Genomic DNA, 21,074 nt, shown 5'->3' on the forward strand with positions numbered 1-21,074 from the left:
CTGTGTATGCAACAGCGGGGCCTTCTTTGGCATTCAGAAAATGGCGACGGTGCTCAACTAACTTCTGGAACAACCTGATACCCGGGAAAAGGTTCCCCATTCTGTGCACATCCACCTCATCAGTTGCAGACATCATATTTCTGATGAGGTGTTAGGCATCTTTAGGCCACTCCACTTTTTACGTTATGTCGCAGTGCTACACCTTAGAACGAAGTGCGACGATAGTGTCGGTATTCCGGTTGCCAGAAGTTCGCCTCAATGGATTTGTTGAGCACTTCATCTGAGAGCTTTGCTGCCAGACCCTGCGACATGGCGCACTTGGCCACCATTCTGGCGATATGGCGAGAAACCTGATGGATCCCTGCCAGATCCGGCAACAGCGCGCCGTCTTCCCCGTTAACCAGCGGTGAGCACTCCGCCAGGGCTCGACTGGCTGACATCAGCATGGCATCGGTTACCCGTCTGGCACCAGAGGCGATGACGCCCAGCCCTATCCCCGGGAAAATGTAAGAGTTGTTGCACTGGGCGATGACATAGCGCTTGCCCTTGTATTCCACCGGTGCAAACGGGCTGCCGGTCGCCACCAACACCTGGCCATCAGTCCAGCGAATGAGATCCGCAGGAGTCGCTTCCACCCGCGAGGTGGGGTTAGAGAGCGGGAAGATGATAGGCCGGGCACAGTGCTTGTGCATAGTCTTCACCACCTCTTCGCTAAATAATCCCGGCTGGCCAGAGACGCCGATCAGGATATCCGGGCGACCATGCTCCATCACCTCCAGCAGAGAGATGTTGCCCTCCACCGGCCATTCTCTGATCCGCTCCAGCGGCTGAGAGAGTTTGCGCTGGAAGTCGAGCTGGTTCGGGTGCTTGTCGGTGATGAGGCCGCATCTGTCGACCATGAAGACCCGGCTACGCGCCTGTGCATCCGTCAACCCTTCCGCTTTCATCTGTGCCACTATCTGTTCGGCGATGCCACAACCCGCACTGCCCGCGCCAAGGAAGGCGACGCGCTTTTCGGAAATCCGGGTTCCGGAGGCTTTGCAGGCGGCAAGCAGGCTACCTAACGCTACCGCGGCAGTGCCCTGAATATCATCGTTGAAACAGCACAGCTCGTCTTTGTAGCGATTGAGCAGCGGCATCGCATTACCCTGGGCAAAGTCTTCGAACTGCAACAGGATATTAGGCCAGCGGCGTTTGGCGACCTGGATGAAGGCATCGACAAACTCATCATACTGTTCGCCACTGATGCGCGGATGGCGCCACCCCATGTAGAAGGGATCATCGAGCAACTGCTGGTTGTTGGTGCCCACGTCCAGCACCACCGGCAGACAGTAGGCTGGCGAGATACCGCCACAGGCGGTGTAGAGTGACAGTTTGCCAATGGGAATACCCATACCACCGATCCCCTGGTCACCCAGACCCAAGATCCGCTCGCCATCGGTGAGCACGATAACCTTGACGTTCTGCTTGGTGGCATTTTGCAGCATGTCATCAATCCGATCCTTGTCCGGATAGGAGATAAACAGACCGCGGGCTCGGCGGTAAATATTGGAGAACTCATCACAGGCCTTACCCACCGTCGGAGTATAAATAATCGGCATCATCTCAGTCAGGTGGCTGTTTATTAATCGGTAAAACAGAGTCTCGTTAGTATCCTGGATGTTGCGCAGGTAGATATGTTTGTTCAGGTCGTTACCAAAGACCCTGAACTGACGGTAGGCGCGCTCGACCTGCTCTTCAATGGATTCGATATTCTGGGGCAGAAGACCTTTAAGGTTGAAGCTGCTGCGCTCCTCACTGGTGAAGGCACTGCCTTTGTTGAGCAACGGAATTTCCAGCAAAACAGGTCCGGCGTGGGGAATATAGAGAGGACGTTGCTGATTGTTTTCTTCTAGCATAGGATTGTACCTTGATTGTTTTCAGCAGCATTAAAATAAGCGCCACCGCAGCGGCGCTTTATATTTTAATAATGACCGATCACTGAGTGAGCAGAAACCCGGTTTACCAGACGGCCTATTCTTCCAATTTCCACTTCAATCAAATCGCCTTCTTTCATAAATAATGGCGGGGTGCGTTTTTTCCCAACCCCACCAGGTGAACCCGTGATAATGACATCACCGGCTTCCAGCGGACTAAAGCGGGAAATATATTCAATTAATTTAGCAACAGTATTTACCATGCTGTGAGTAGAATCATTCTGCACACGATTTCCGTTCAGCCAGGTACCAATTTCCAAATCCTGCGGATCGGTAATTTCATCACTCGTCACCATCCACGGACCAAACGCACCCGTGTTGCGCCAGTTTTTACCGGACGTGAACCAGGAATATTGCATGTCGCGAACCGAGCCATCCATAAAACAGCTGTAACCGGCAACGTGCTGCAAAGCCTCTTCCCGTGTGACGTTGTCGGTACGCTTGCCAATCACCACGGCCAGCTCACCTTCATAATCAAATTCATTACTGCTTTCGGGTTTATAGAGCGCTTCACCATGGGCACAGAGTGAATCAGGGAAACGAATAAACAACGTTGGTGCATCAATGGTCTGCTCAAACTCAACGCGCTTTTCCATGTAATTCATGCCGACACAGAATATCTTGCTCGGGTTTTCAATCACCGGAAGAAAACGAATTTCACTCAGATGGAAATCCGGTTCCCCTTTTTTCATATGTGTCAGTTCATTCAGTGCATTACCGGCAATTGCTGATTTCAAATCAGGGAAATAGGCAGACAGGCGTTTGCTAAAATCATAAACCTGGTCGCCTTCAACATGTCCCCAGGTTTTTTTACCGGAACGCGGATTGATGAAACTTAATAACTTCATAATTTATTCCTGTAACAACACGTTTGCTGCCATGATCATTTGATGAATTTAATCTGCTGATTTATTTCTTCGATAATAGAAACTTTTCGGGCGTTGTAGACTTTCTTATTCTCTTCAATCAAATTATTCCCCTCGGTATCAATGGAAATAATCAGCGGCCCGAACTCTTTTACCCGGGTGACCCATAAGGTTTCTGGCATCCCCAGATCACGCCATTGGGCATCTTCTATTTTTTCGACACAGGTTGCCGCCAGAACCCCACAGCCGCCAGGGAAGATGGCATGCACGGCTTTAAAGCGGCGACATCCTTCCTCGGTATTCGGTCCCATACCGCCTTTTCCAACAATCAGTTTCACGCCAGTTTGCTCGATGAACTCTTTTTCAAACTTCTCCATGCGCATACTGGTGGTCGGGCCAATCGAGATCATTTCAAATTCATTTTCACCCTTTTCCACCACGATAGGTCCGGCATGGAAAATCGCCAGCCCTTTCAGGTCAACAGGGAGTTCACGTCCCAGTTCAATCAGACGACGGTGAGCAACGTCGCGACAGGTCACTAATGTCCCGGTCAGGTACACCACATCACCGGTTCTGAGTGACAGTAAATCTTCATCTTTGATTGGCGTGGTCAGGATTTTTTTCATAGTACAACACCCTCGTGGGACAGAATTTCATAGGAGAGATCAGCAGCAAAACGGATTGCGCCACGACGGTGTGCCCAGCAGCCCGTCGACACGGCGACACCGATGGTGGAAGGATGGCGAGCCGAGGACTCAATATTGACCCCCATCACTGACGCATTCCCGCCCAGACCCTGCGGACCCAGTCCAACCCTGTTCAACCCATCTTCCAGTAACTTTTCCATTTTTGCCGCATCCGGATTCGGGTGCTGTGAATCCACCGGGCGTAAAATGGCTTTTTTGGACAGACGCGCAGCCGTTTCCACGGATGTTGACACGCCCACACCAACCAGCAGCGGCGGGCACGCATTGACCCCATAAGAGGTGATCACGTCAAACACAAACTGGTTTACGCCTTCGTATCCCTGGCCTGGCATCAGTACCTTGGCTGCACCGGGTAGTGAACAACCCCCACCGGCCATATACACCTCGATGGTGCAGTGGTCGTCATCGGGAATAATTTCCCAGTCGAGCCACGGGATCCGCGAGCCAGTGTTGGTGCCGGTATTTTTTTCGATAAAGGTTTCCACCGCGTTATGGCGCAATGGTGACTTTTTGGTCGCTTCCAGTGTGGCGTTTCTTAACACCTCTTCCAGTTGCCCGAGATAAGGGAAATTCGCGCCCGTGGTAATGAAATACTGAATGACGCCCGTATCCTGACAGCAGGGACGATCCAGCTCATCCGCTCTTTTCTGGTTTTCGGCCATGGAGTCATACACCACTTTAGCCAGTGTCGCGTCTTCATTAGCGCGCAGCTCTTCCAGTTTTTTAATAACATCAGCCGGTAAGCGTTTTCCGATATAACCGGTGAACCGGGCCATAACATCCTGTAACAGGGATATAGATTTCTGATTACTCACAATGAAACTCCTTTATTAAATTCAATTAACCACGTTATGAACAGGCAATTTGTTTTTCTAATTTACGGCGCCTGAATTCAATGGACAGTGTTAGTAGTGCGGAAATAACCAGCATTCCAGCAATAAAATACAGCGCGTAACTAAAGTCGCCCGTTGTTTCTTTCAGCCAACCGATCATGGCTGGGCCAACAAACCCACCCAAATTACCGATTGCATTTATTGCTCCAAGCCCTGCAGCTGCGGCTGGACCAGTGAGGAACAGCGATGGAATACTCCACAGAGGCGGTTTACATGAAGAGATGCCCATATTTGCCATGACCAACGCTAAAATAGCGAGAGGGAATGAGTGAGCAACTCCAGCTAATACAAACCCAATACACGCCAGGGAACAGGCGCCAACAACATGCCAGGTTCTTTCTTTGGTTTTATCAGAATGTCTGGCCCACAGAATCATAGCGACGGCCGCAAACGCAGGTGGAATGGCGTTAACAAATCCAACTTGCATCATGCTTAGGTCAAAGGTTTTTATAAATTGTGGTGACCAGATATTAAGAGAATACAACCCGGCGGATGTTCCAAAATAAACAACGGCCAGCGTCAGCACACGAATATCTGTCAACCCTTTCCAGATGCTCGTTTTAATAGTTGTATTTTGGTTTTGTTTTTCTGCAGCCAGCGTATCTACCAGCCATTTCGTTTCTGGTTCTGTCAGCCATTTATTTTTTTCTGGACGGTCATTCACATAGAACAATGTGAATATGCCCACTACACCGGCTGCTACTGTGCAGAACAGGAACATTAACTGCCAGCCTTTATAACCAAATGCGCCATCCAGAGTTAAAATAGTTCCCGCTAAAGGTGAACCCAACACTGCAGATATTGGCGCTGCGGCCATAAATACGGCAATCATTTGTGCGCGACGTTTAATAGGGAACCAGGTGCTGAGATAAAGGATAATCCCTGAGAAGGATCCCGCTTCAGCAACCCCCAACAAGAACCGGAGGACATAAAATTCCGTAGCCGTTTCGACATTCATCATAAAATACGTAATGACTGACCAGCTCAACAGGATTCTTGCTAACCAGATGCGTGGTCCAACTTTTTGCAGAATGATATTAGATGGGACATCAGTTAAGAAATACCCAAGGAAAAACAGTCCTGCGCCAAGGCCAAAAACGGCATCTGAAAAACCAAGTTCCTGGTTCATCGTCATCGCAGCAAAACCAATATTAATCCTGTCAAAAAAACCAATGAAATAAACCAGCATTACATATGGCATTATTCGCCATGTTATTTTTTTGAGGGCAGATAGTTCTAATGAATTTGTCATGGCATACCTTCCAGTATTATTAATTAATAATAAGTTGCGTCATGTCACACTTACATTTAGCTGCAGGGTGTGGCATCAAATATGCGCTGGGCCAATGACGGGATCATCCCACTGTGATTATATAAAAAAATGCAATACTGACCCGTAGAGTGCCATTTCCCCTGAAAAATACAACACGGATCAAAAATATGGATATTAAAATGAGATTGGTAACGTGTTTTTAACCAAAATCTTCTTGAAAGCTAACAAATAAAATTCAGTGATATCGTTTATATCTGTGAAGTACTTCAAATATTGACACATGAGTTACGGTGATGTCCTCATGTTGCTTATGAAGGGATGACTAAAATCATGGTGTGTTAGTCAAAGGGCAGGTCACGTGGAGGATGATAAAGCGCCATCCTGATGGCACTTTTTTAATATTGCCGCGAGATACGTTCAAGTTCCTGCATGACGATGACCATCATGTTATCGCGAGTTTCATCACGGGAATCCTTAACCCAGACAGCAGAAATCGGTAATTTTTTTCTTATGCTGACGTATTCTTTCGCCAGTGGAATGAACTTCACACTCGGGACCGACATACGACTGACCCAGCGCGGCATAATAGCAGCACCCAATTCGGCGGCAACCATATTAATAATGGTCTGCTTTTCATCAGAAATTTTTATTAACTGTGGCTTAAAATCAACATCATTAAATAAATCCATAGTTAAATCATAGCTGTGGGGGCGGATTTTTCTTTCAGGAACAATCATTGGAATGTTAATAAGATCGTCAGCATGTATTTCATTCTTCTGCGCAAGAGGATGTTGTTCATATATTGCCAGAACGACATCTTCATAAAACAGGAATTTATTTTCCAGTTCGCTATCCATTTTTTCCGGTGGACGAATAAATATTAAATCCAGACGTCCTGATTTCAGCTTGGGCAACAGTTTTGATGTTTTGTCTTCCATGATTTGAACTTCAACGTCTGGCCATTTTTCACGGAATATATGCAGGAGCAGAGGGATTAAACTGATTGCAGCACTGTCGATGGCACCAATACGCAAACGTCCGGAATTCTGCCGGGCAAGTTTCTGAAAACGTAGCTGGAGTTGATCGGCTCTCGAGACAATTTCTCGTGCTTCTTCAAGAAATAGTGCTCCGTGAGCGGTCAGGGCCACGTTGCGGGTGGAACGAGACAACAACCTTGTGCCGAGGCTGGCTTCGAGCAATTTGATATAACGCCCGAGTGCAGACGGATGCATCTCCAGCTTCTGCGAGGCATGCCCGAAATGCAGTTCATCTGCGACGGTAATGAAGCATCGAAGCTGTGTAAGTTCCATAAATTCCCCCAAGGATTATATCATTTTTTTGTATAAACCGATGCTGCTGATACTAATTACTTTTTATGGATAATGATAGTTGTCCTCTATGAGTTATTAATGACATCCACCGAAACTGTGACAGAGATTTAATAATAGCACCGACGGATGGCACAACGTTTTTTGTCAAAATATAACTTTTTTTTTAAAAAACACAAAATAATCAGACTTAGGAGTCTTACCATGCGTAACTACAAAATTGCGGCTATTCCTGCTGATGGTATTGGTACTGAAGTGATTGCCGCAGGCGTAAGTGTTTTAGAAACCCTGCAAAAAAAATTGGGCGATGTCACTTTCCAGATTGAGCATTTTGACTGGGGTTCTGATTATTATAAAAAAAATGGTGTGATGATGCCGGAGAACGGCCTGGAAACACTGAAAAATTTTGATGCGATTTATTTTGGTGCCGTAGGTGCGCCGGACGTTCCGGACCATATCACTTTATGGGGTTTGCGCCTTCCAATCTGCCAGGGCTTTGATCAGTATGCAAACGTCCGTCCGACTAGAATTCTTCCGGGTATTGAGTCTCCTCTGCGTAATGCTGGCCCGGGTGATCTCGACTGGGTGATTGTTCGTGAAAACTCAGAAGGTGAGTATTCTGGTATTGGTGGCCGTGCACATCGCGGATTACCGGAAGAAGTGGGCACCGAAGTCTCAATCTTCACCCGCGTTGGGGTTACCCGCATCATGCGCTACGCCTTCAAACTTGCGCAGTCACGTCCGCGTAAACTACTCACCGTTGTGACGAAATCCAATGCTCAGCGTCACGGTATGGTGATGTGGGATGAAATCGCGGCTGAAGTGGCGAAAGAGTTCCCAGATGTGGTGTGGGACAAAATGTTGGTTGATGCCATGACGCATCGCATGACATTGCATCCAAAAACCCTTGATACCATTGTTGCTACAAATCTGCATGCTGACATTTTGTCCGATCTCGCCGGCGCGTTAGCGGGCAGCCTGGGTGTTGCGCCTACAGCCAATATCGATCCTGAACGCCGCTTCCCGTCAATGTTCGAGCCAATTCACGGTTCTGCATTTGATATCACCGGTAAAGGTATTGCCAACCCGGTCGCAACTTTCTGGACTGCTGCACAAATGCTGGATCATCTGGGTGAACACGAAGCTTCACAACGTCTGATGCAGGCAGTAGAGGAAGTTTGTGCTGCCGGTATTAAAACGCCGGACGTGGGTGGGAAAGCGACAACACAAGATGTTACCGACGCGGTTATCTCTGCCATTATGAAAGCTTGAGGCACAGAGGATGAAGATGGCAACGTGGAATGACGAAAAGGCACGAGGTGCATTGCTTGAGATGTTCAATGCTGCGGTGAGAAGTGCCGATCCTCATGTGAATTTATCTGCTGCATTGCCAGAACCACCCAAGGGGCGATGCATTGTGGTGGGGGCCGGTAAGGCTTCCGGCGCAATGGCAGCAGCACTGGAATCGGCATGGTCAGATGTGCCGATTTCTGGTGTGGTTGTCACCCGTTATGGGCATGCCGTAGCAACGCAACACATTCGTATTATAGAAGCCGCACATCCTGTTTCTGATTCGATGAGTGAAGTGGCTTCGATGCTTATCCTGGACGCTGTAAAAAATCTGACGTCAGATGATTTGGTGATCGCCCTAATTTCAGGTGGTGGCTCTGCTTTGATGGCGTTGCCGCGTAATGGTATTACGCTGTCCGAAAAACAGGCTGTCAACAAAGCGTTATTACGAAGCGGTGCCACCATTCAGGAAATGAACACCGTACGGAAGCATTTGTCTGATATTAAAGGGGGAAGGCTGGCATATGCCGCGCTTCCCGCGAAGGTTGTAACCTTAGTTATCAGTGATGTTCCAGGCGACCAGCCTGAGTATATTGCCTCTGGACCAACGGTACCCGATCAGAGCACCTATGAGCAGGCTTTAGATATTCTAAGACGCTATTCCATGGAATTGCCGGAGTCTGTGGCGCATGTGCTGAGAGAAGAACGCTATGCCGTGAGTGAAAGGGACATTGAGACTGATGTGCGGATGATTGCGACACCGGCCAAAGCGCTACATTCCGCAGCTGAAGTTGCGCGTCGGATGGGGATTACACCTATCATTCTCGGCGATGCACTTGAAGGTGAAAGTGCGCAACTGGGCATTGTGATGGCTGGAATAGCGCGTTCTGTTAAATATCACGGACAACCTGTAACGGCACCTGCGGTATTGCTGTCCGGTGGTGAAACGACGGTCACAATTGGGTCAGGCGTTGCGAAGCAGGGTGGCCGAAATACTGAGTTCCTGCTGAGCCTTGCGAATGCATTGGCAGGTGAAGAACATATTTGGGCTCTCGCCGGAGATAGTGATGGAATCGACGGAACAGAGGATGCGGCCGGTGCGTTTGTCAGCCCGAGCACGCTTGCCCGTGCAATTGAAAGAGGTCTAAGCGGGAAAAATATGCTGGCTGAACACGACAGCTACACTTTCTTCGCAGGAATCAATGACCTTATTAAAACGGGGCCAACATTGACGAATGTTAATGATATACGTGCAATTTTAATTGGTTAAGCAAAGCAGAATTGTGAACCTCGTCGAAGCCCGCTAAATGTTCAAACCGGGGAATAGAATTATTCCTGCACAATCGGCATGACCAGCCCTGATATAGGTTGGCACTTACCAGCCTGTAAAATGCCTGATGAACTGCATCGGGCGTTTTGTATTTCAGCGACGGTTTAACCAATTTTCTTGCCCGTTCAAGAGTGTAGTTATGCAGTGGACGCCCTTGCTAAAGTAGCCAATGCAATACTTTTGCTGACTACATTAATCTGGGAGAAACATCACATGAAAATGATCAGAGTTGTTAGTATCGATATCACCAAAACTTTTCTTCTGGTTCGTTTGGTGGCCAATCGACATTACCAATATGATCTGACGTGCACACTATTTATTAATGCAACAGGATGTTAACTACGTCAGCTAAGTATCCCTGTAATCCTAACCAATCACTTTTAGATATCTTCCAACAAACTGATTATGTCAGTGTTAGGCTAATGTCTGCTGATCGCTCATAGCGGGCAATGTTCGCTCTAAGCAGAAATTGAAGTCGGCTGCATTAATTCAACATATTGGCCATCACTGGGCTAAATCAGTTCTGGCTAACATGAGTGGATCAGCTTCCTTGAAAAGAATCATTATCTGAATTGGATGTGAATCTGCCGCGACGCACCTGCGGTTTGCCTGCAGACAACAGCGCACAAAGCCCAGCTTTGCACGCTGTCGTCCAACTTACAGGTAATGATATGAGCACCTCCCCCCTCTGGGAGCAGGTGACATTTTACTCTGTGCGGCAGTCCGCTCAGTGCCATAAGCGGACATTTTGAACTCCCTAAAGTTATATTTTCTCCTGATTGACGCGTGACGAAAGTTCCTGATGGCTCTCTTTTCGTTCGCTGTAGCGATCGGCAAGATAACTGCTTTGCCCCTTGAGCAGGAGAGTGATTTTAAATAACTCCTCGGCGACATCGACAATGCGGTCATACCAGGACGAAGGTTTCATTCGCCCGTTTTCATCGAATTCCTGCCAGGCTTTAGCGACTGAAGACTGGTTAGGAATAGTGAACATCCTCATCCAGCGGCCAAGAATTCGCATCTGGTTCACCGCATTAAAAGACTGCGAGCCGCCACATACCTGCATTACAGCGAGAGTTTTGCCTTGAGAAGGGCGGACCGCGCCTTCGCTTAACGGGATCCAGTCGATCTGGGCCTTCATCACCGCACTCATTGCCCCATGCCGCTCAGGAGAGCTCCACACCATACCATCACACCATCTGACCAGTCCGCGCAGCTCTATGACTTTTGGGTGTGTATCCGGAGCATCATCCGGCAGGGGTAAACCTGAAGGATTAAACAGCCTGACTTCCGCCCCCATCGCCGTCAGCAGGCGACCCGCCTCTTCTGCTGCAAAACGACTGTACGAACGCTCTCTTACCGAGCCATACAGAATCAGAATGCGTGGAGGTTCATTGAGCTGTAGGTGCTCAGCAATCTTTTTATCGAAACAATCAGCGTTCAGTGCAGGAAAGTGTTCCATTATTTCTCCTCCGGGATATTCCGGTGATTTCAAAGCTAATGCATATGGTTTACCATATGTATATTCTAAAGGGAACGGAGTAATCAATGCTACAGCCTGTTCAGCTTTTTAAAATCCTGTCGGATGAAACACGTCTCGCCATTGTCATGCTTCTCCGGGAGTCCGGCGAACTATGCGTATGCGATATATGTGCGGTCACTACTGAGTCACAGCCCAAAATATCTCGCCATATGGCTATCCTACGTGAAGCAGAGTTAGTGCTTGACCGCCGGGAAGGCAAATGGATTCACTACCGTCTGTCTCCCCACATGCCAGCGTGGGCGGCTGAGACGATCACGACGACCTGGCAATGTATGAGAGAAGATGTGGGTGAATGGCTGTCAAAATCAGCCTGTACATCATGCTGAGAATTTTTAATCACATACACATAACCATATACAAAGGAACCTGAAATGATTTTGGCAGGGAGTATATTTATACTGACGCTGGTCCTGGTCATCTGGCAGCCCAGAGGTCTAAGCATCGGTTGGAGTGCAAGTATCGGAGCAGTGTTGGCGCTGGGAACGGGAGTTATCCACATTCATGATATCCCTGTAGTCTGGAACATCGTCTGGAACGCAACAGCGGCATTCATTGCGGTGATCATCATCAGCCTGCTGCTCGATGAGTCCGGTTTCTTTGAATGGGCCGCGCTGCATGTTTCCAGATGGGGTAACGGGCACGGCCGCCTGCTGTTTACCTGGATAGTACTGCTTGGCGCAGCTGTTGCTGCTCTGTTTGCTAACGACGGTGCCGCGCTGATACTGACGCCAATTGTGATTGCAATGCTGCTCGCACTGGGGTTCAGCCAGGCGACGACGCTGGCCTTTGTTATGGCTGCGGGATTTATTGCCGATACCGCCAGCCTGCCGCTGATAGTTTCCAACCTGGTGAATATTGTCTCGGCGGATTTCTTCGATCTGGGCTTTACGCAGTACGCCTCCGTGATGGTCCCTGTGAACCTTGCGGCCATCGCTGCAACGCTGGCCATGCTCCATCTCTTCTTCCGCCGCGATATTCCGGCCAGATATGACGTTTCACTGCTCAAAACGCCTGCCAGCGCGATTAAAGATCCAGCGACGTTCAGGGCGGGCTGGGTTATTTTACTGTTCTTGCTGACCGGTTTCTTTGTTCTGGAGCCGCTGGGGATCCCTGTAAGTGCGATAGCAGCAGTTGGGGCTGCGGTGCTTTTCGTGGTAGCAAAGCGTGGTCATGCCATAAATACCGGGAAAGTGCTGCGCGGTGCGCCCTGGCAGATAGTGATTTTCTCGCTGGGTATGTATCTGGTCGTCTACGGCCTGCGTAACGCTGGACTGACTGAGTCTCTTTCAGCCGTACTCAATATGCTGGCAGACAAAGGTTTATGGGCCGCTACGTTCGGTACCGGCTTCCTGACTGCGTTCCTGTCGTCTGTGATGAACAATATGCCGACGGTACTCATTGGCGCATTGTCTATAGACGGGAGCACTGCGTCCGGCATAGCCAGAGAGGCGATGATTTATGCCAATGTGATTGGCTGCGATTTAGGTCCTAAAATCACCCCGATAGGCAGTCTGGCAACCCTGTTATGGCTTCATGTGTTGGCACAGAAAAACATGACCATCACCTGGGGGTATTACTTCCGCACCGGCATAATCATGACTCTGCCCGTGCTGTTTGTCACTCTGGCCGCGCTGGCGTTGCGGCTCTCCGTCACTTTGTAATGAGATACAGATATGAGCAACATTACCATCTATCACAATCCGGCCTGTGGGACCTCACGTAACACGCTGGAGATGATCCGTAACAGCGGTAACGAACCAACCATTATTTATTATCTCGATACTCCCCCGACTCGTGATGAACTTATCAAACTGATTTCAGATATGGATATTGGAGTACGTGCATTGCTGCGTAAGAACGTCGAACCCTATGAGCAGTTGGGTCTTGATGAAGACAAATTTTCTGATGAGCAGTTGATTGATTTTATGCTTCAGCATCCGATCCTGATTAATCGACCGGTTGTAGTAACGCCGCTTGGAACTCGTCTTTGCCGCCCTTCAGAAATTGTGTTGGATATTCTGCCTGAAGCTCAGAAAAGCGCTTTTACCAAAGAAGATGGCGAAAAGGTCATTGACGAAACAGGGAAACGGGTTAAGTAATTTTAACGGGCGTCTGTTCACTTCATGCAGGCGTCTGCTTTTCGCTCTTAGCTGCCTGTCAACCTGGTTGCATTGTGTTGGCGAAGGTCAAGTAAAATGCAAACGGGTAGTGAGGTCACATACAATTACGCAAACGGGCACGTCAGGAACGAAAATGTTTTTCTTTTCTGTACAGCGCAACGCTGTACCAGGCTGAACTCAGGAAAGCAAAAACGTTAATCACCATTCTTAATTCGTTACCCGGTTCTTTCCCCTTCAGCATCATCGTCATGACGATGCCGGCAACGATAATCCATGCCACGCCAGTCCAGAGACGCATTTTATCTGCCACTACGTTTATCAGGACAAAAGCAACGGCCAGGGTTGCCCCCCATAATGCGGGGACAGGCTGAAACGGGTTATACAAAAGGTTAATCCCGGTAAACAGAGCAACGACAGCAAACATGACTGACATACGCATACTTTTTCCCTCCACTGGCCCACTCTCCTTAACCTTCTTCTGGCTTCTGATATTCAGGTGCATTTGCGCGCGGCAGCTGCTGGCTGTTCAGCCTGTGAATACGCAATCTCTCCTGGAAATGTTCACGGAGATGCTCTGGCTGTTCACGCGCCGCGAGCTCGGGCACAACAGGCTTGTTCATACGCTCCTGCCATGCGACGGCAGCGGCCGCTTTATCGACGGAGACTTTGTCCTGATCTTCTTTTGAGAAAGAGGCGATATTCCACTTTGACATCGGCATTACCGGGTAAGAAACAACTTAGCGGAGAGTATACCCTTTCGCCGATCCTGTCGCCTGGTAACGGAGAGCGCGAGTGCGGCGCCGCAGGCGCGGCCTGCCCGGGTTTTCGCGCGGGCTGACAGGCGCCCTCCTGCCCGACGCCTGGCATCCAGTCTACTGTTCTTTTCCACCCTGTAAGATGAAATGACCGCCGAGATACACGGCACACTGACAGGTCATATATTCGCAGATTTCATCCATGACCTGCGCGGTTGTCAGTTCCCGCTGGCCGGAATCACGGCGGCGGGCATTGTTCAGGGCTTTGTACTGTCGCAGTATTTCGCGGGATTCTGGCGCAATATTCATCCGTATCATCCTTAACCGGCGGGATTCCCCCGCCGTGCATTATGCAGTCTCTGAAAACATGCCATCCAGGTCGTTAATCATTCCAGCGCGGCGTAAATGGCGTGGCATTCCGGGTGAAAGGTAATGTGATTCCAGAGCTGGGCATCACGCAGCATGTAAAGGTGGGTCAGGGCCGGGTTATTGCAATCATGCCAGGCCGCCAGACGACGGTTAACGGCCAGGCTGGTCAGGATAATGCCCGCCGCGTCGGCACTGACGGCACGATCGAACCAGTTTTCCGTGTGAACCAGATGTACTCGCCCACAATCCGGCATCATGTAGCCACCGCCTTCCGGCAGCCGAATGAAGTACCAGAAACAACCTTCATACTCCGGCATCAGTTTTTTCGCCAGGGCGTACACCTGTAACTCCGCGATCATAAAATCATTGCCGAACATGTACGGCAGGAAGGAAAGTCGATCGGACTCTTCAACATTCAGGACCGCGCGCGTTTTCAACTGCATGGTAAAAACCTCCGTAATCACATGGACTGCGACACCGGGCGGTGCCGTGCCTCCATAACAGACGGGCGGTCAGTCGGGAATGCAGGGGCGCAAGGGAAGCCGCAGCCTGACGCACACGGCAGGCGGGAGCTGAAGGGTGAGTCCGTGAAAACTGAGCGGGCGAACGACCGGAAGAACCCGGCTGACGGGAAGGAGGGACCGGGTGACCGCCGCGGCGAAGCGCACCCTTGCATTCGCGACAGCCCGGCTACGATGGAGGCACGGCACAGCCCGCATACGCCACAGTGATATCAGAGAGTGGTTTTCACCGATAAGGCCCGGAAACCGGGCCGGGTGAACGCGGAGCCGGCACGGGGACATCCTTTTAGCACTGGTCCTCTTACGCCGGCAGGCAAAAAAGGGAAGGACTCCCCTTTCCTCCCCCCGGCGGTTCCTTACACTGATCGGATTGTTGAAAATGCATTGCAGACAAGGGTGATTTCTGCGCGCGCTTCTGCCATGACCTCATGTAGCAGGGTTAAATCCATCCACCGGCGCGGAGGCTCTCCCGGAGTACGTAACACATCGCACATCTGCCCACACGCCAGGATCTGATCCACTTTGTCGCTGATAACAAAGAACTCAACGGCACTGTAGCGCGCGCCTTTGTTGAGGATGGCATCAAGCACCACCGGTACATTGTCGTCATCCTCGTCCAGCCAGCAGGGCATATCATTTTCTTTCACAACCAGACGGAAATTTCGTGTCTGGCGGTAAAACAGCGTTTCCCCGCGAGTGGTCAGCGCGGCCTCTATCCGGCGAGCATCCTCCCGAACCTGCCGGGAGATATTCCGGACGGCATGAAACAGACAATCGGTTACAGCGTGAATTTCCGGCTCCGTCAGCCATTCCCCGGCCCAGGGAAAGGATATTTGTGTCCCGTCCTCCGGAAGCTGTGGTGCGTCTGCATAACGGCTGCCGGATAAAATAATCTGCGCGGGCGTCCCGGCTATTTTTGTCATGGCAGTTTGCAGCTCTGCGGGTACGCCACCGGTACAAAGCAAAGGAAGCAGATGAACCATATTTGCCGCATCCAGACGGACATACATGCTTATCCATCCGGGTTTGTTTACCGGATCACGCTGATCAACATCGGTATGGTCAGGCCATCCATAATCAGCTATCAGATCACGCGCGCGGCGCATCACCAGGGCGTTTAGTGTGGTGGTTTCCTGCATGGTATCGTCCTCGAAACAGGTTAATGACACGCCGCCCGGGCGGCGTGCAGATTTCAGTTTTTCAGTAATGCGCGCACTTTCGCCGTATCAGAAAGGCGACGGGTCACGCTTTCCGGCACCGGATGGTTATCATCCCGGGCGGCCCATTCCCTGTGCCATAACGCCTGTTCGGCGGTCGTCAGCAGGGTTTCGAGCAGGTCAGCCGGCACCAGGACTCCCGCAACGGCCTCTTTCACTTCCTCGATCAGGCCCATCACCGCACCGGCAGACACACCCGACTCAAGCCGCTGGTCTTCCGGTATGGCGTCCATGCGCTCCAGCACCGCCTTTATGTCCTGTTCAGAAACGACACATTCCATCCCGCCGGCCAGCGCTTCGATATCCTCCGGGGACCAGACAATCAGGTTCAGCGGGGTTTCTGCGGGATAGTGCTCATTCAGCAACCGGCAGAGGGTTTCACAGGTTCCGTACATATTTTTTCTCCGTTGATTCTGTGGGGCGGCACCGCCGCCCGCTGTCAGTCCTGAAAACTTTCATCCAGAATCAGGGCGATATTGAATGCCTTGTCCAGCAGTTCGCTGATACGCCGCAGACTCATGCCAGCCAGCCGTTCAGGCAGCCCGTCATGCCGGTAGTGATACTTTTCTTCCAGCACAGTGAGGGTGGTTTTCAGGTCGCACAGGTTGTTCGCCAGCCCGGCCATATCGCGGCGCAGGGTTTCGTGTCCGCCGTAGTTCATTACGCGGCCTCCGGATAAAAGACGTCGTTGGCGGCCGGGCGCTGCATGGCGCGCTGTACCGCTGACAGGCGGGCAATCCCCGCTTTGTGGTACTGCTCCATCAGTTCAATGCCGATGTAACGGCGCCCAGACTGGAGGGCTGCCACGCAGGTGGAGCCTGAGCCGGCAAACGGATCGAGAACAATGGCGTTCGGGTGTGTGAAGCTCTCGATCAGAGGTTGCAGGCTGGTAACGGGTTTTTCGGTCGGGTGGTGGCGGTTGCCGCTGTATTTCCAGCTCAGCACGTCCGGCAGCGGGTCCTGCGGCAGCGGCGGGCGCCCTTTCGCCAGGATATAGGCGCATTCATGGCGGTAGCCGACAAACGCGGATTTGGACGAGTACGTTTTGGTGAACACCAGATGCCCGACCACGCTGAACCCGGCGCTTTTCCATGCGGCCATAAAACGATCGACGCGGTTCCAGCCGTAAAAACTGACCATCAGCGCGTCTTTTTTGAGTACGCGATACATCTGATTGCAGGCAGGCTGGAGCCACTCGTCGGTTTTGTCCCCGGCAAGGGTGCGGCCGGCGCGGTCACGGAAGCCGACCAGGTACGGGGGATCGGTCAGAATGAAATCGACGGCGCGATCGGGAAAGCCGCCCATAATATCGATACAGTTACCCAGGATAAAACGGGACATAAGGATACCTCGTGGTGACAGGGGGCACCCAGGAGGACGTCGGTACGACGTCCGTTCCCTGCTGCCCGGAGCCTGTACGCCGCGACCGGTAACGGGTCAAGCTGACCGTGGAATACCGCAGCCGTCAGGCTTTCCGACGGCAAGGCTATGCCGCGAAAGCGGCTTGAAGGGCGCTCCTCAAAAGGCGAGTGGATGGCGTAAAATCACAACAACGCCGGACAGGAGCGGAAAAGCCGCCCGTCCCGTGTCCGCCCGGGCGCGGCACACTGGCTCCGGGCAGTGACTATTCCCGCGCCAGGCGCGGCATCGATGCGGAGCAGCGCGACATCATTATTTTCTGAAGTACCGGGCAGGAAAGGTAAAGGCGCCCACACAGGCACCGTGCGGCAGCGGACGCACAGGAGAACGGGTGAACGGCGGAAGAAACTTTCGGGAACCCGCTATCCACAGAGCGTCTGTTTAACTCTGTGGATAACCTGGAGGCAGCTGGCGGAGAAGAGCCATAAGGCAGGCGTCGCGTTAACTATTCTTTTTTTGAGCAGAGTGAAAAGAATATCAGCGTGGCCGGGGCTTGTCTCCGACCAGGGACAGGCCGATATAAACCCCCGCCCCCCAGATAACCTGTGACAACACGAAGATCCACAGCGGGACGTCGAACACCAGAAGCGGAAGCAGGCACACGGTGACAATGCCAATCAGTTGACTGCCGTATTTTCTGCGTACAGGTTCACTGCTGTCGACCGGGACGCCGGCAAACCGGAGAACATTTCTGAAGCCGGGTGACATAAAGACCTCTTCGGGAATGAAATGCATTTGATATTAGTATATTACAGGATAACGGGGTCAGTGCCGTCCTGGCATGCGTTTTTGTTACATGACACTTTTTTTCGCCATCACAGCAGGGAGTTAGCGTGGGGAGGCGTAAAGAGGCTTGCAAAAACAAGCAGCCGGTAAAATAATTACTGTATATATGTACAGTAAAGGGAATAAAACGGTGAAATTCACATCTGCAGCACTCAACCCCGGAATACTTACTCTTCCGCTTTTCACTGAACGATGCGCGGCAGGCTTCCCCTCCCCTGCAGCCGATTACACCGAATCAGAACTGGACCTCAACGAGTATTGTATTCGCCGGCGCCACTCGACCTATTTCGTCAGGGCCATCGGAAACTCGATGACGGACATCGGTCTGTATTCCGGCGATCTGATGGTCGTCGATAAAGCGGAAAAACCCCGGCATGGCGATATCGTTATTGCCGAGATTGAAGGGGAGTTTACCGTCAAGCGGCTTCTGCTGACCCCCCGCCCTGCCCTGCAGGCGATGAACCCGGCTTATCCTAACCTGTACCCGGACCCGGAAACGCTGCAGATATTTGGCGTGGTGACCGCGTTTATTCATAAAACACGGGATACGGACTGATGTACGCCCTGGCCGACGTGAATTCGTTCTATGCCAGCTGCGAGAAGGTGTTTCGCCCTGATTTGCGAGGAAAACCAGTGGTTTGCCTTAGTAATAACGATGGCTGTGTAATCGCCCGAAGCGCGGAAGCCAAACGCCGACTGGGCATCAAGATGGGCACCCCGTGGTTCCAGCTTAAGGCCACACAGTTCCCTGAGAAGCTGTACGTGTTCTCCAGTAATTATGAGCTTTATGCGAGCCTCAGTAACCGCGTGGTTGCGCTGCTGGAAGAGTTATCTCCCCGCGTTGAGCAGTACTCCATCGACGAATGCTTCCTGGACGTCAACGGTATCAGCCACTCTATGGACCTGGAAGCCTTCGGCACGCAGCTGCGTGAGCACGTTCGCAATGGCACCGGTCTGACGATCGGAGTCGGTATCGGCGCCACAAAAACGCTGGCGAAGTCGGCGCAGTGGGCATCAAAAGAGTGGCCGCAATTCCGCGGCGTGCTGGCGCTGACTCCGGCCAATCCGCGGCGAACGGCAAAGCTGCTATCCCTGCAGCCGGTTGAAGAAATATGGGGTGTTGGAAACCGGATAGCGAAGAAACTGAAGGTGATGGGGATCACCACGGCGCTGCAGCTGTCCCTGACTAACCCGACGTTCATCCGGAAAAACTTTAACGTGGTACTCGAGCGAACGGTCCGGGAGCTGAACGGAGAGAGCTGCATTTCGCTGGAGGAAGCACCGCCGCCCAAACAGCAGATCGTCTGCAGTCGCAGCTTCGGGCAGCGGATCACCACCTATGATGAGCTCCGCCGGGCCATATGTCAGTACGCCGAGCGGGCAGCTGAAAAACTGCGCGGTGAGCGTCAGTACTGCCGGCACATTTCCGCATTCATCAAAACCTCGCCGTTTGCCGTCAAAGAGCCGTACTACGGAAATATCTCGACGGAAAAACTGAGTACGCCAACGCGCGACACCCGGGACATTATCGCTGCTGCAGTTAACGCGCTGGACAGGATCTGGGTACCTGGCCATCGCTACGCAAAAGCCGGCGTCATGCTGAACGATTTCAGTCCAAACGGAGTCTCTCAGCTGAACCTGTTCGATGAGATACAGCCGCGGCCGCACAGTGATGAACTGATGAAAGTCCTCGATGGCATTAATCACTCAGGGCTTGGTAAGATCTGGTTTGCCGGCAGAGGTATTGCTCCTGAGTGGCAGATGAAGCGGGAGATGTTGTCGCCGGCATATACAACCCGCTGGAAAGAGTTACCGGTTGCCAGGTTTTAACCCGGCATGGCTCAGCCCGGGTCTGGCTTGCATGGCCACCAGGATGGGAAAATGCAAAACAGGAAAAGTTATTCATCGATGAGCTATGGACAGCTCATCCAGCTTTCCATGAGAAGAAAAATAACTTATCGTTTAAAAAACCGGGTATCACTCTTTTATCAATAACTCTTGCAAATTAAAGGAATGCAAATGATAACTTTGGTAACTCTGGCCATCATCTCCATACCTGTGATCTATATTCTATGGGATAAGTATATTCGAATATACCCACTCTCCTACTTCGGCATCGGAGACGTGCAGCGTGTTGCCAACTGGGAAAATCCTGAATGGCGAGTGCGGGTTTATTCTCGAGGCGGTATGACCAGCCATGAGTGGATAAAAATCAACACATGTCAGCTTGAGGCGTTCAAATCAGAGCTGCAACGCAGAAAAGCTAAGTTTCCCTCCTCAGATTGAAAACGTCATAGCTTCTTCATGATGGATACTCAGGTAATTGCGATCAGTTATACAGCCCTCTCCCGGTTTTATCCTCCGTTTTTACGGATAATCAATATAGCTACCTCTGCCTATTAGATGGTTGGCATATACTGTGTCGGTCATGCCATCGTAGCCCCTTTCCTAACCCGTAGCTCTGAAATACTGTACGTAACGGGCCAGATACTCCTGAGACCGATCGGCCTGGAGGGATAGCCGCCGAGGAAATTATTTGTTTCCTGCCGAGCAATATCTTTTCACTCACTGCCGGCCTGCAGATGCGGAGTGCTTCCATATCCTTCGTTTATTTGACGGTGAGTGTAGGCCGGCAGGGTAATGTGAGCAGCATTATGTTCAAATGGGACCACGGTCCCAGC

General features: G+C 51.2%; 24 protein-coding genes. 8 read left to right on the top strand and 16 right to left on the bottom strand.

Features of this window, described 5'->3' with window-relative positions; all coding sequences use genetic code 11:
- Positions 1–203: 203 nt before the first annotated feature.
- The 6 genes from MMW58_RS29120 to MMW58_RS29145 all read right to left on the bottom strand — a co-directional run bounded on the left by MMW58_RS29120 (position 204) and on the right by MMW58_RS29145 (position 7,025).
- Positions 204–1,898: an NAD-dependent malic enzyme gene (locus MMW58_RS29120; protein ID WP_241723795.1), complete on the bottom strand. Its 1,695-nt coding sequence runs from the start codon at positions 1,896–1,898 to the stop codon at positions 204–206.
- Between the two features lie 65 nt (positions 1,899–1,963).
- Positions 1,964–2,824 carry a fumarylacetoacetate hydrolase family protein gene (locus MMW58_RS29125; protein ID WP_128878521.1) on the bottom strand — a complete coding sequence of 287 codons (861 nt, stop codon included), beginning with the start codon at positions 2,822–2,824 and terminating at the stop codon, positions 1,964–1,966.
- Between the two features lie 35 nt (positions 2,825–2,859).
- Positions 2,860–3,468 carry a L(+)-tartrate dehydratase subunit beta gene (gene ttdB / locus MMW58_RS29130; RefSeq protein ID WP_064407400.1) on the bottom strand — a complete coding sequence of 203 codons (609 nt, stop codon included), beginning with the start codon at positions 3,466–3,468 and terminating at the stop codon, positions 2,860–2,862.
- The gene (ttdA, locus tag MMW58_RS29135) at positions 3,465–4,325 is read right to left on the bottom strand and encodes a L(+)-tartrate dehydratase subunit alpha (protein WP_064407407.1); all 861 of its coding nucleotides are present in this window, start codon (positions 4,323–4,325) and stop codon (positions 3,465–3,467) included. Before ttdA ends, ttdB begins: the two co-directional genes overlap by 4 nt.
- A 73-nt stretch (positions 4,326–4,398) precedes the next feature.
- Positions 4,399–5,694, bottom strand: coding sequence for an MFS transporter (locus MMW58_RS29140; RefSeq protein WP_064407401.1), 1,296 nt, complete (start codon positions 5,692–5,694; stop codon positions 4,399–4,401).
- Between the two features lie 416 nt (positions 5,695–6,110).
- A complete protein-coding gene (locus MMW58_RS29145; protein ID WP_064407408.1) occupies positions 6,111–7,025 on the bottom strand; it encodes a LysR family transcriptional regulator in 915 nt (304 codons plus the stop codon).
- A 222-nt stretch (positions 7,026–7,247) separates the two neighbouring features.
- On the opposite strand from MMW58_RS29145, the gene MMW58_RS29150 reads away from it, so the two are divergent.
- Together MMW58_RS29150 and MMW58_RS29155 are read left to right on the top strand one after the other, a co-directional pair.
- Positions 7,248–8,315 (top strand): tartrate dehydrogenase, encoded by a 1,068-nt coding sequence (locus tag MMW58_RS29150; protein WP_064407402.1) that lies wholly within the window; start codon positions 7,248–7,250, stop codon positions 8,313–8,315.
- A 16-nt stretch (positions 8,316–8,331) separates the two neighbouring features.
- A complete protein-coding gene (locus MMW58_RS29155) occupies positions 8,332–9,603 on the top strand; it encodes a glycerate kinase type-2 family protein (RefSeq protein WP_064407409.1) in 1,272 nt (423 codons plus the stop codon).
- An 823-nt stretch (positions 9,604–10,426) separates the two neighbouring features.
- Here the strand turns inward: MMW58_RS29155 and arsH are convergent.
- The gene (gene arsH, locus MMW58_RS29160) at positions 10,427–11,125 is read right to left on the bottom strand and encodes an arsenical resistance protein ArsH (RefSeq protein WP_128878523.1); all 699 of its coding nucleotides are present in this window, start codon (positions 11,123–11,125) and stop codon (positions 10,427–10,429) included.
- Between the two features lie 86 nt (positions 11,126–11,211).
- Here arsH and MMW58_RS29165 point away from each other — a divergent pair, with 86 nt between their 5' ends.
- From MMW58_RS29165 to arsC, 3 genes are read left to right on the top strand one after another with little or no spacing between them, the layout of a single operon-like run.
- Positions 11,212–11,532: a transcriptional regulator gene (locus tag MMW58_RS29165; RefSeq protein ID WP_064407404.1), complete on the top strand. Its 321-nt coding sequence runs from the start codon at positions 11,212–11,214 to the stop codon at positions 11,530–11,532.
- Positions 11,533–11,577: 45 nt separating this feature from the next.
- Positions 11,578–12,867 carry an arsenic transporter gene (locus MMW58_RS29170; RefSeq protein WP_241723796.1) on the top strand — a complete coding sequence of 430 codons (1,290 nt, stop codon included), beginning with the start codon at positions 11,578–11,580 and terminating at the stop codon, positions 12,865–12,867.
- 12 nt (positions 12,868–12,879) lie between these two features.
- On the top strand, positions 12,880–13,305 hold the full coding sequence (gene arsC, locus MMW58_RS29175) for a glutaredoxin-dependent arsenate reductase (RefSeq protein ID WP_064349936.1): 426 nt from the start codon (positions 12,880–12,882) through the stop codon (positions 13,303–13,305).
- A gap of 142 nt (positions 13,306–13,447) precedes the next feature.
- Here arsC and MMW58_RS29180 read toward each other — a convergent pair whose 3' ends face one another.
- The 9 genes from MMW58_RS29180 to MMW58_RS29220 all read right to left on the bottom strand — a co-directional run bounded on the left by MMW58_RS29180 (position 13,448) and on the right by MMW58_RS29220 (position 18,315).
- Positions 13,448–13,765: a hypothetical protein gene (locus tag MMW58_RS29180; RefSeq protein WP_064349935.1), complete on the bottom strand. Its 318-nt coding sequence runs from the start codon at positions 13,763–13,765 to the stop codon at positions 13,448–13,450.
- Positions 13,766–13,793: 28 nt separating this feature from the next.
- The gene (locus MMW58_RS29185) at positions 13,794–14,039 is read right to left on the bottom strand and encodes a DNA polymerase III subunit theta (RefSeq protein WP_241723797.1); all 246 of its coding nucleotides are present in this window, start codon (positions 14,037–14,039) and stop codon (positions 13,794–13,796) included.
- 159 nt (positions 14,040–14,198) lie between these two features.
- On the bottom strand, positions 14,199–14,390 hold the full coding sequence (locus MMW58_RS29190) for a hypothetical protein (protein ID WP_064360958.1): 192 nt from the start codon (positions 14,388–14,390) through the stop codon (positions 14,199–14,201).
- 77 nt (positions 14,391–14,467) lie between these two features.
- Entirely contained in the window at positions 14,468–14,893 is a 426-nt protein-coding gene (locus MMW58_RS29195) for an antirestriction protein (protein ID WP_241723798.1), read from the bottom strand.
- Between the two features lie 434 nt (positions 14,894–15,327).
- Complete coding sequence (locus MMW58_RS29200; protein WP_110277162.1) at positions 15,328–16,110, bottom strand: hypothetical protein; 783 nt, start codon at positions 16,108–16,110, stop codon at positions 15,328–15,330.
- 53 nt (positions 16,111–16,163) lie between these two features.
- Complete coding sequence (locus MMW58_RS29205; protein WP_241723799.1) at positions 16,164–16,583, bottom strand: DUF1380 family protein; 420 nt, start codon at positions 16,581–16,583, stop codon at positions 16,164–16,166.
- A 44-nt stretch (positions 16,584–16,627) separates the two neighbouring features.
- Entirely contained in the window at positions 16,628–16,849 is a 222-nt protein-coding gene (locus tag MMW58_RS29210) for a hypothetical protein (protein ID WP_241723800.1), read from the bottom strand.
- Positions 16,849–17,529: a DNA methylase gene (locus tag MMW58_RS29215; protein ID WP_064375853.1), complete on the bottom strand. Its 681-nt coding sequence runs from the start codon at positions 17,527–17,529 to the stop codon at positions 16,849–16,851. The genes MMW58_RS29210 and MMW58_RS29215 overlap by 1 nt, the downstream gene beginning before the upstream one ends.
- Before the next feature lie 555 nt (positions 17,530–18,084).
- A complete protein-coding gene (locus MMW58_RS29220) occupies positions 18,085–18,315 on the bottom strand; it encodes a hypothetical protein (protein ID WP_064360969.1) in 231 nt (76 codons plus the stop codon).
- A 184-nt stretch (positions 18,316–18,499) separates the two neighbouring features.
- On the opposite strand from MMW58_RS29220, the gene umuD reads away from it, so the two are divergent.
- From umuD to MMW58_RS29235, 3 genes are all read left to right on the top strand, one after another.
- Positions 18,500–18,949 carry a translesion error-prone DNA polymerase V autoproteolytic subunit gene (umuD, locus tag MMW58_RS29225; RefSeq protein WP_064360957.1) on the top strand — a complete coding sequence of 150 codons (450 nt, stop codon included), beginning with the start codon at positions 18,500–18,502 and terminating at the stop codon, positions 18,947–18,949.
- Positions 18,949–20,223 (top strand): Y-family DNA polymerase, encoded by a 1,275-nt coding sequence (locus tag MMW58_RS29230; protein ID WP_241723801.1) that lies wholly within the window; start codon positions 18,949–18,951, stop codon positions 20,221–20,223. The genes umuD and MMW58_RS29230 overlap by 1 nt, the downstream gene beginning before the upstream one ends.
- A 189-nt stretch (positions 20,224–20,412) precedes the next feature.
- On the top strand, positions 20,413–20,679 hold the full coding sequence (locus MMW58_RS29235) for a hypothetical protein (protein ID WP_128878525.1): 267 nt from the start codon (positions 20,413–20,415) through the stop codon (positions 20,677–20,679).
- The last annotated feature ends 395 nt before the right edge of the window (positions 20,680–21,074 follow it).

Source organism: Klebsiella sp. HC6 (assembly GCF_022605325.1).
Classification (GTDB): Bacteria; Pseudomonadota; Gammaproteobacteria; order Enterobacterales; family Enterobacteriaceae; genus Klebsiella; species Klebsiella terrigena.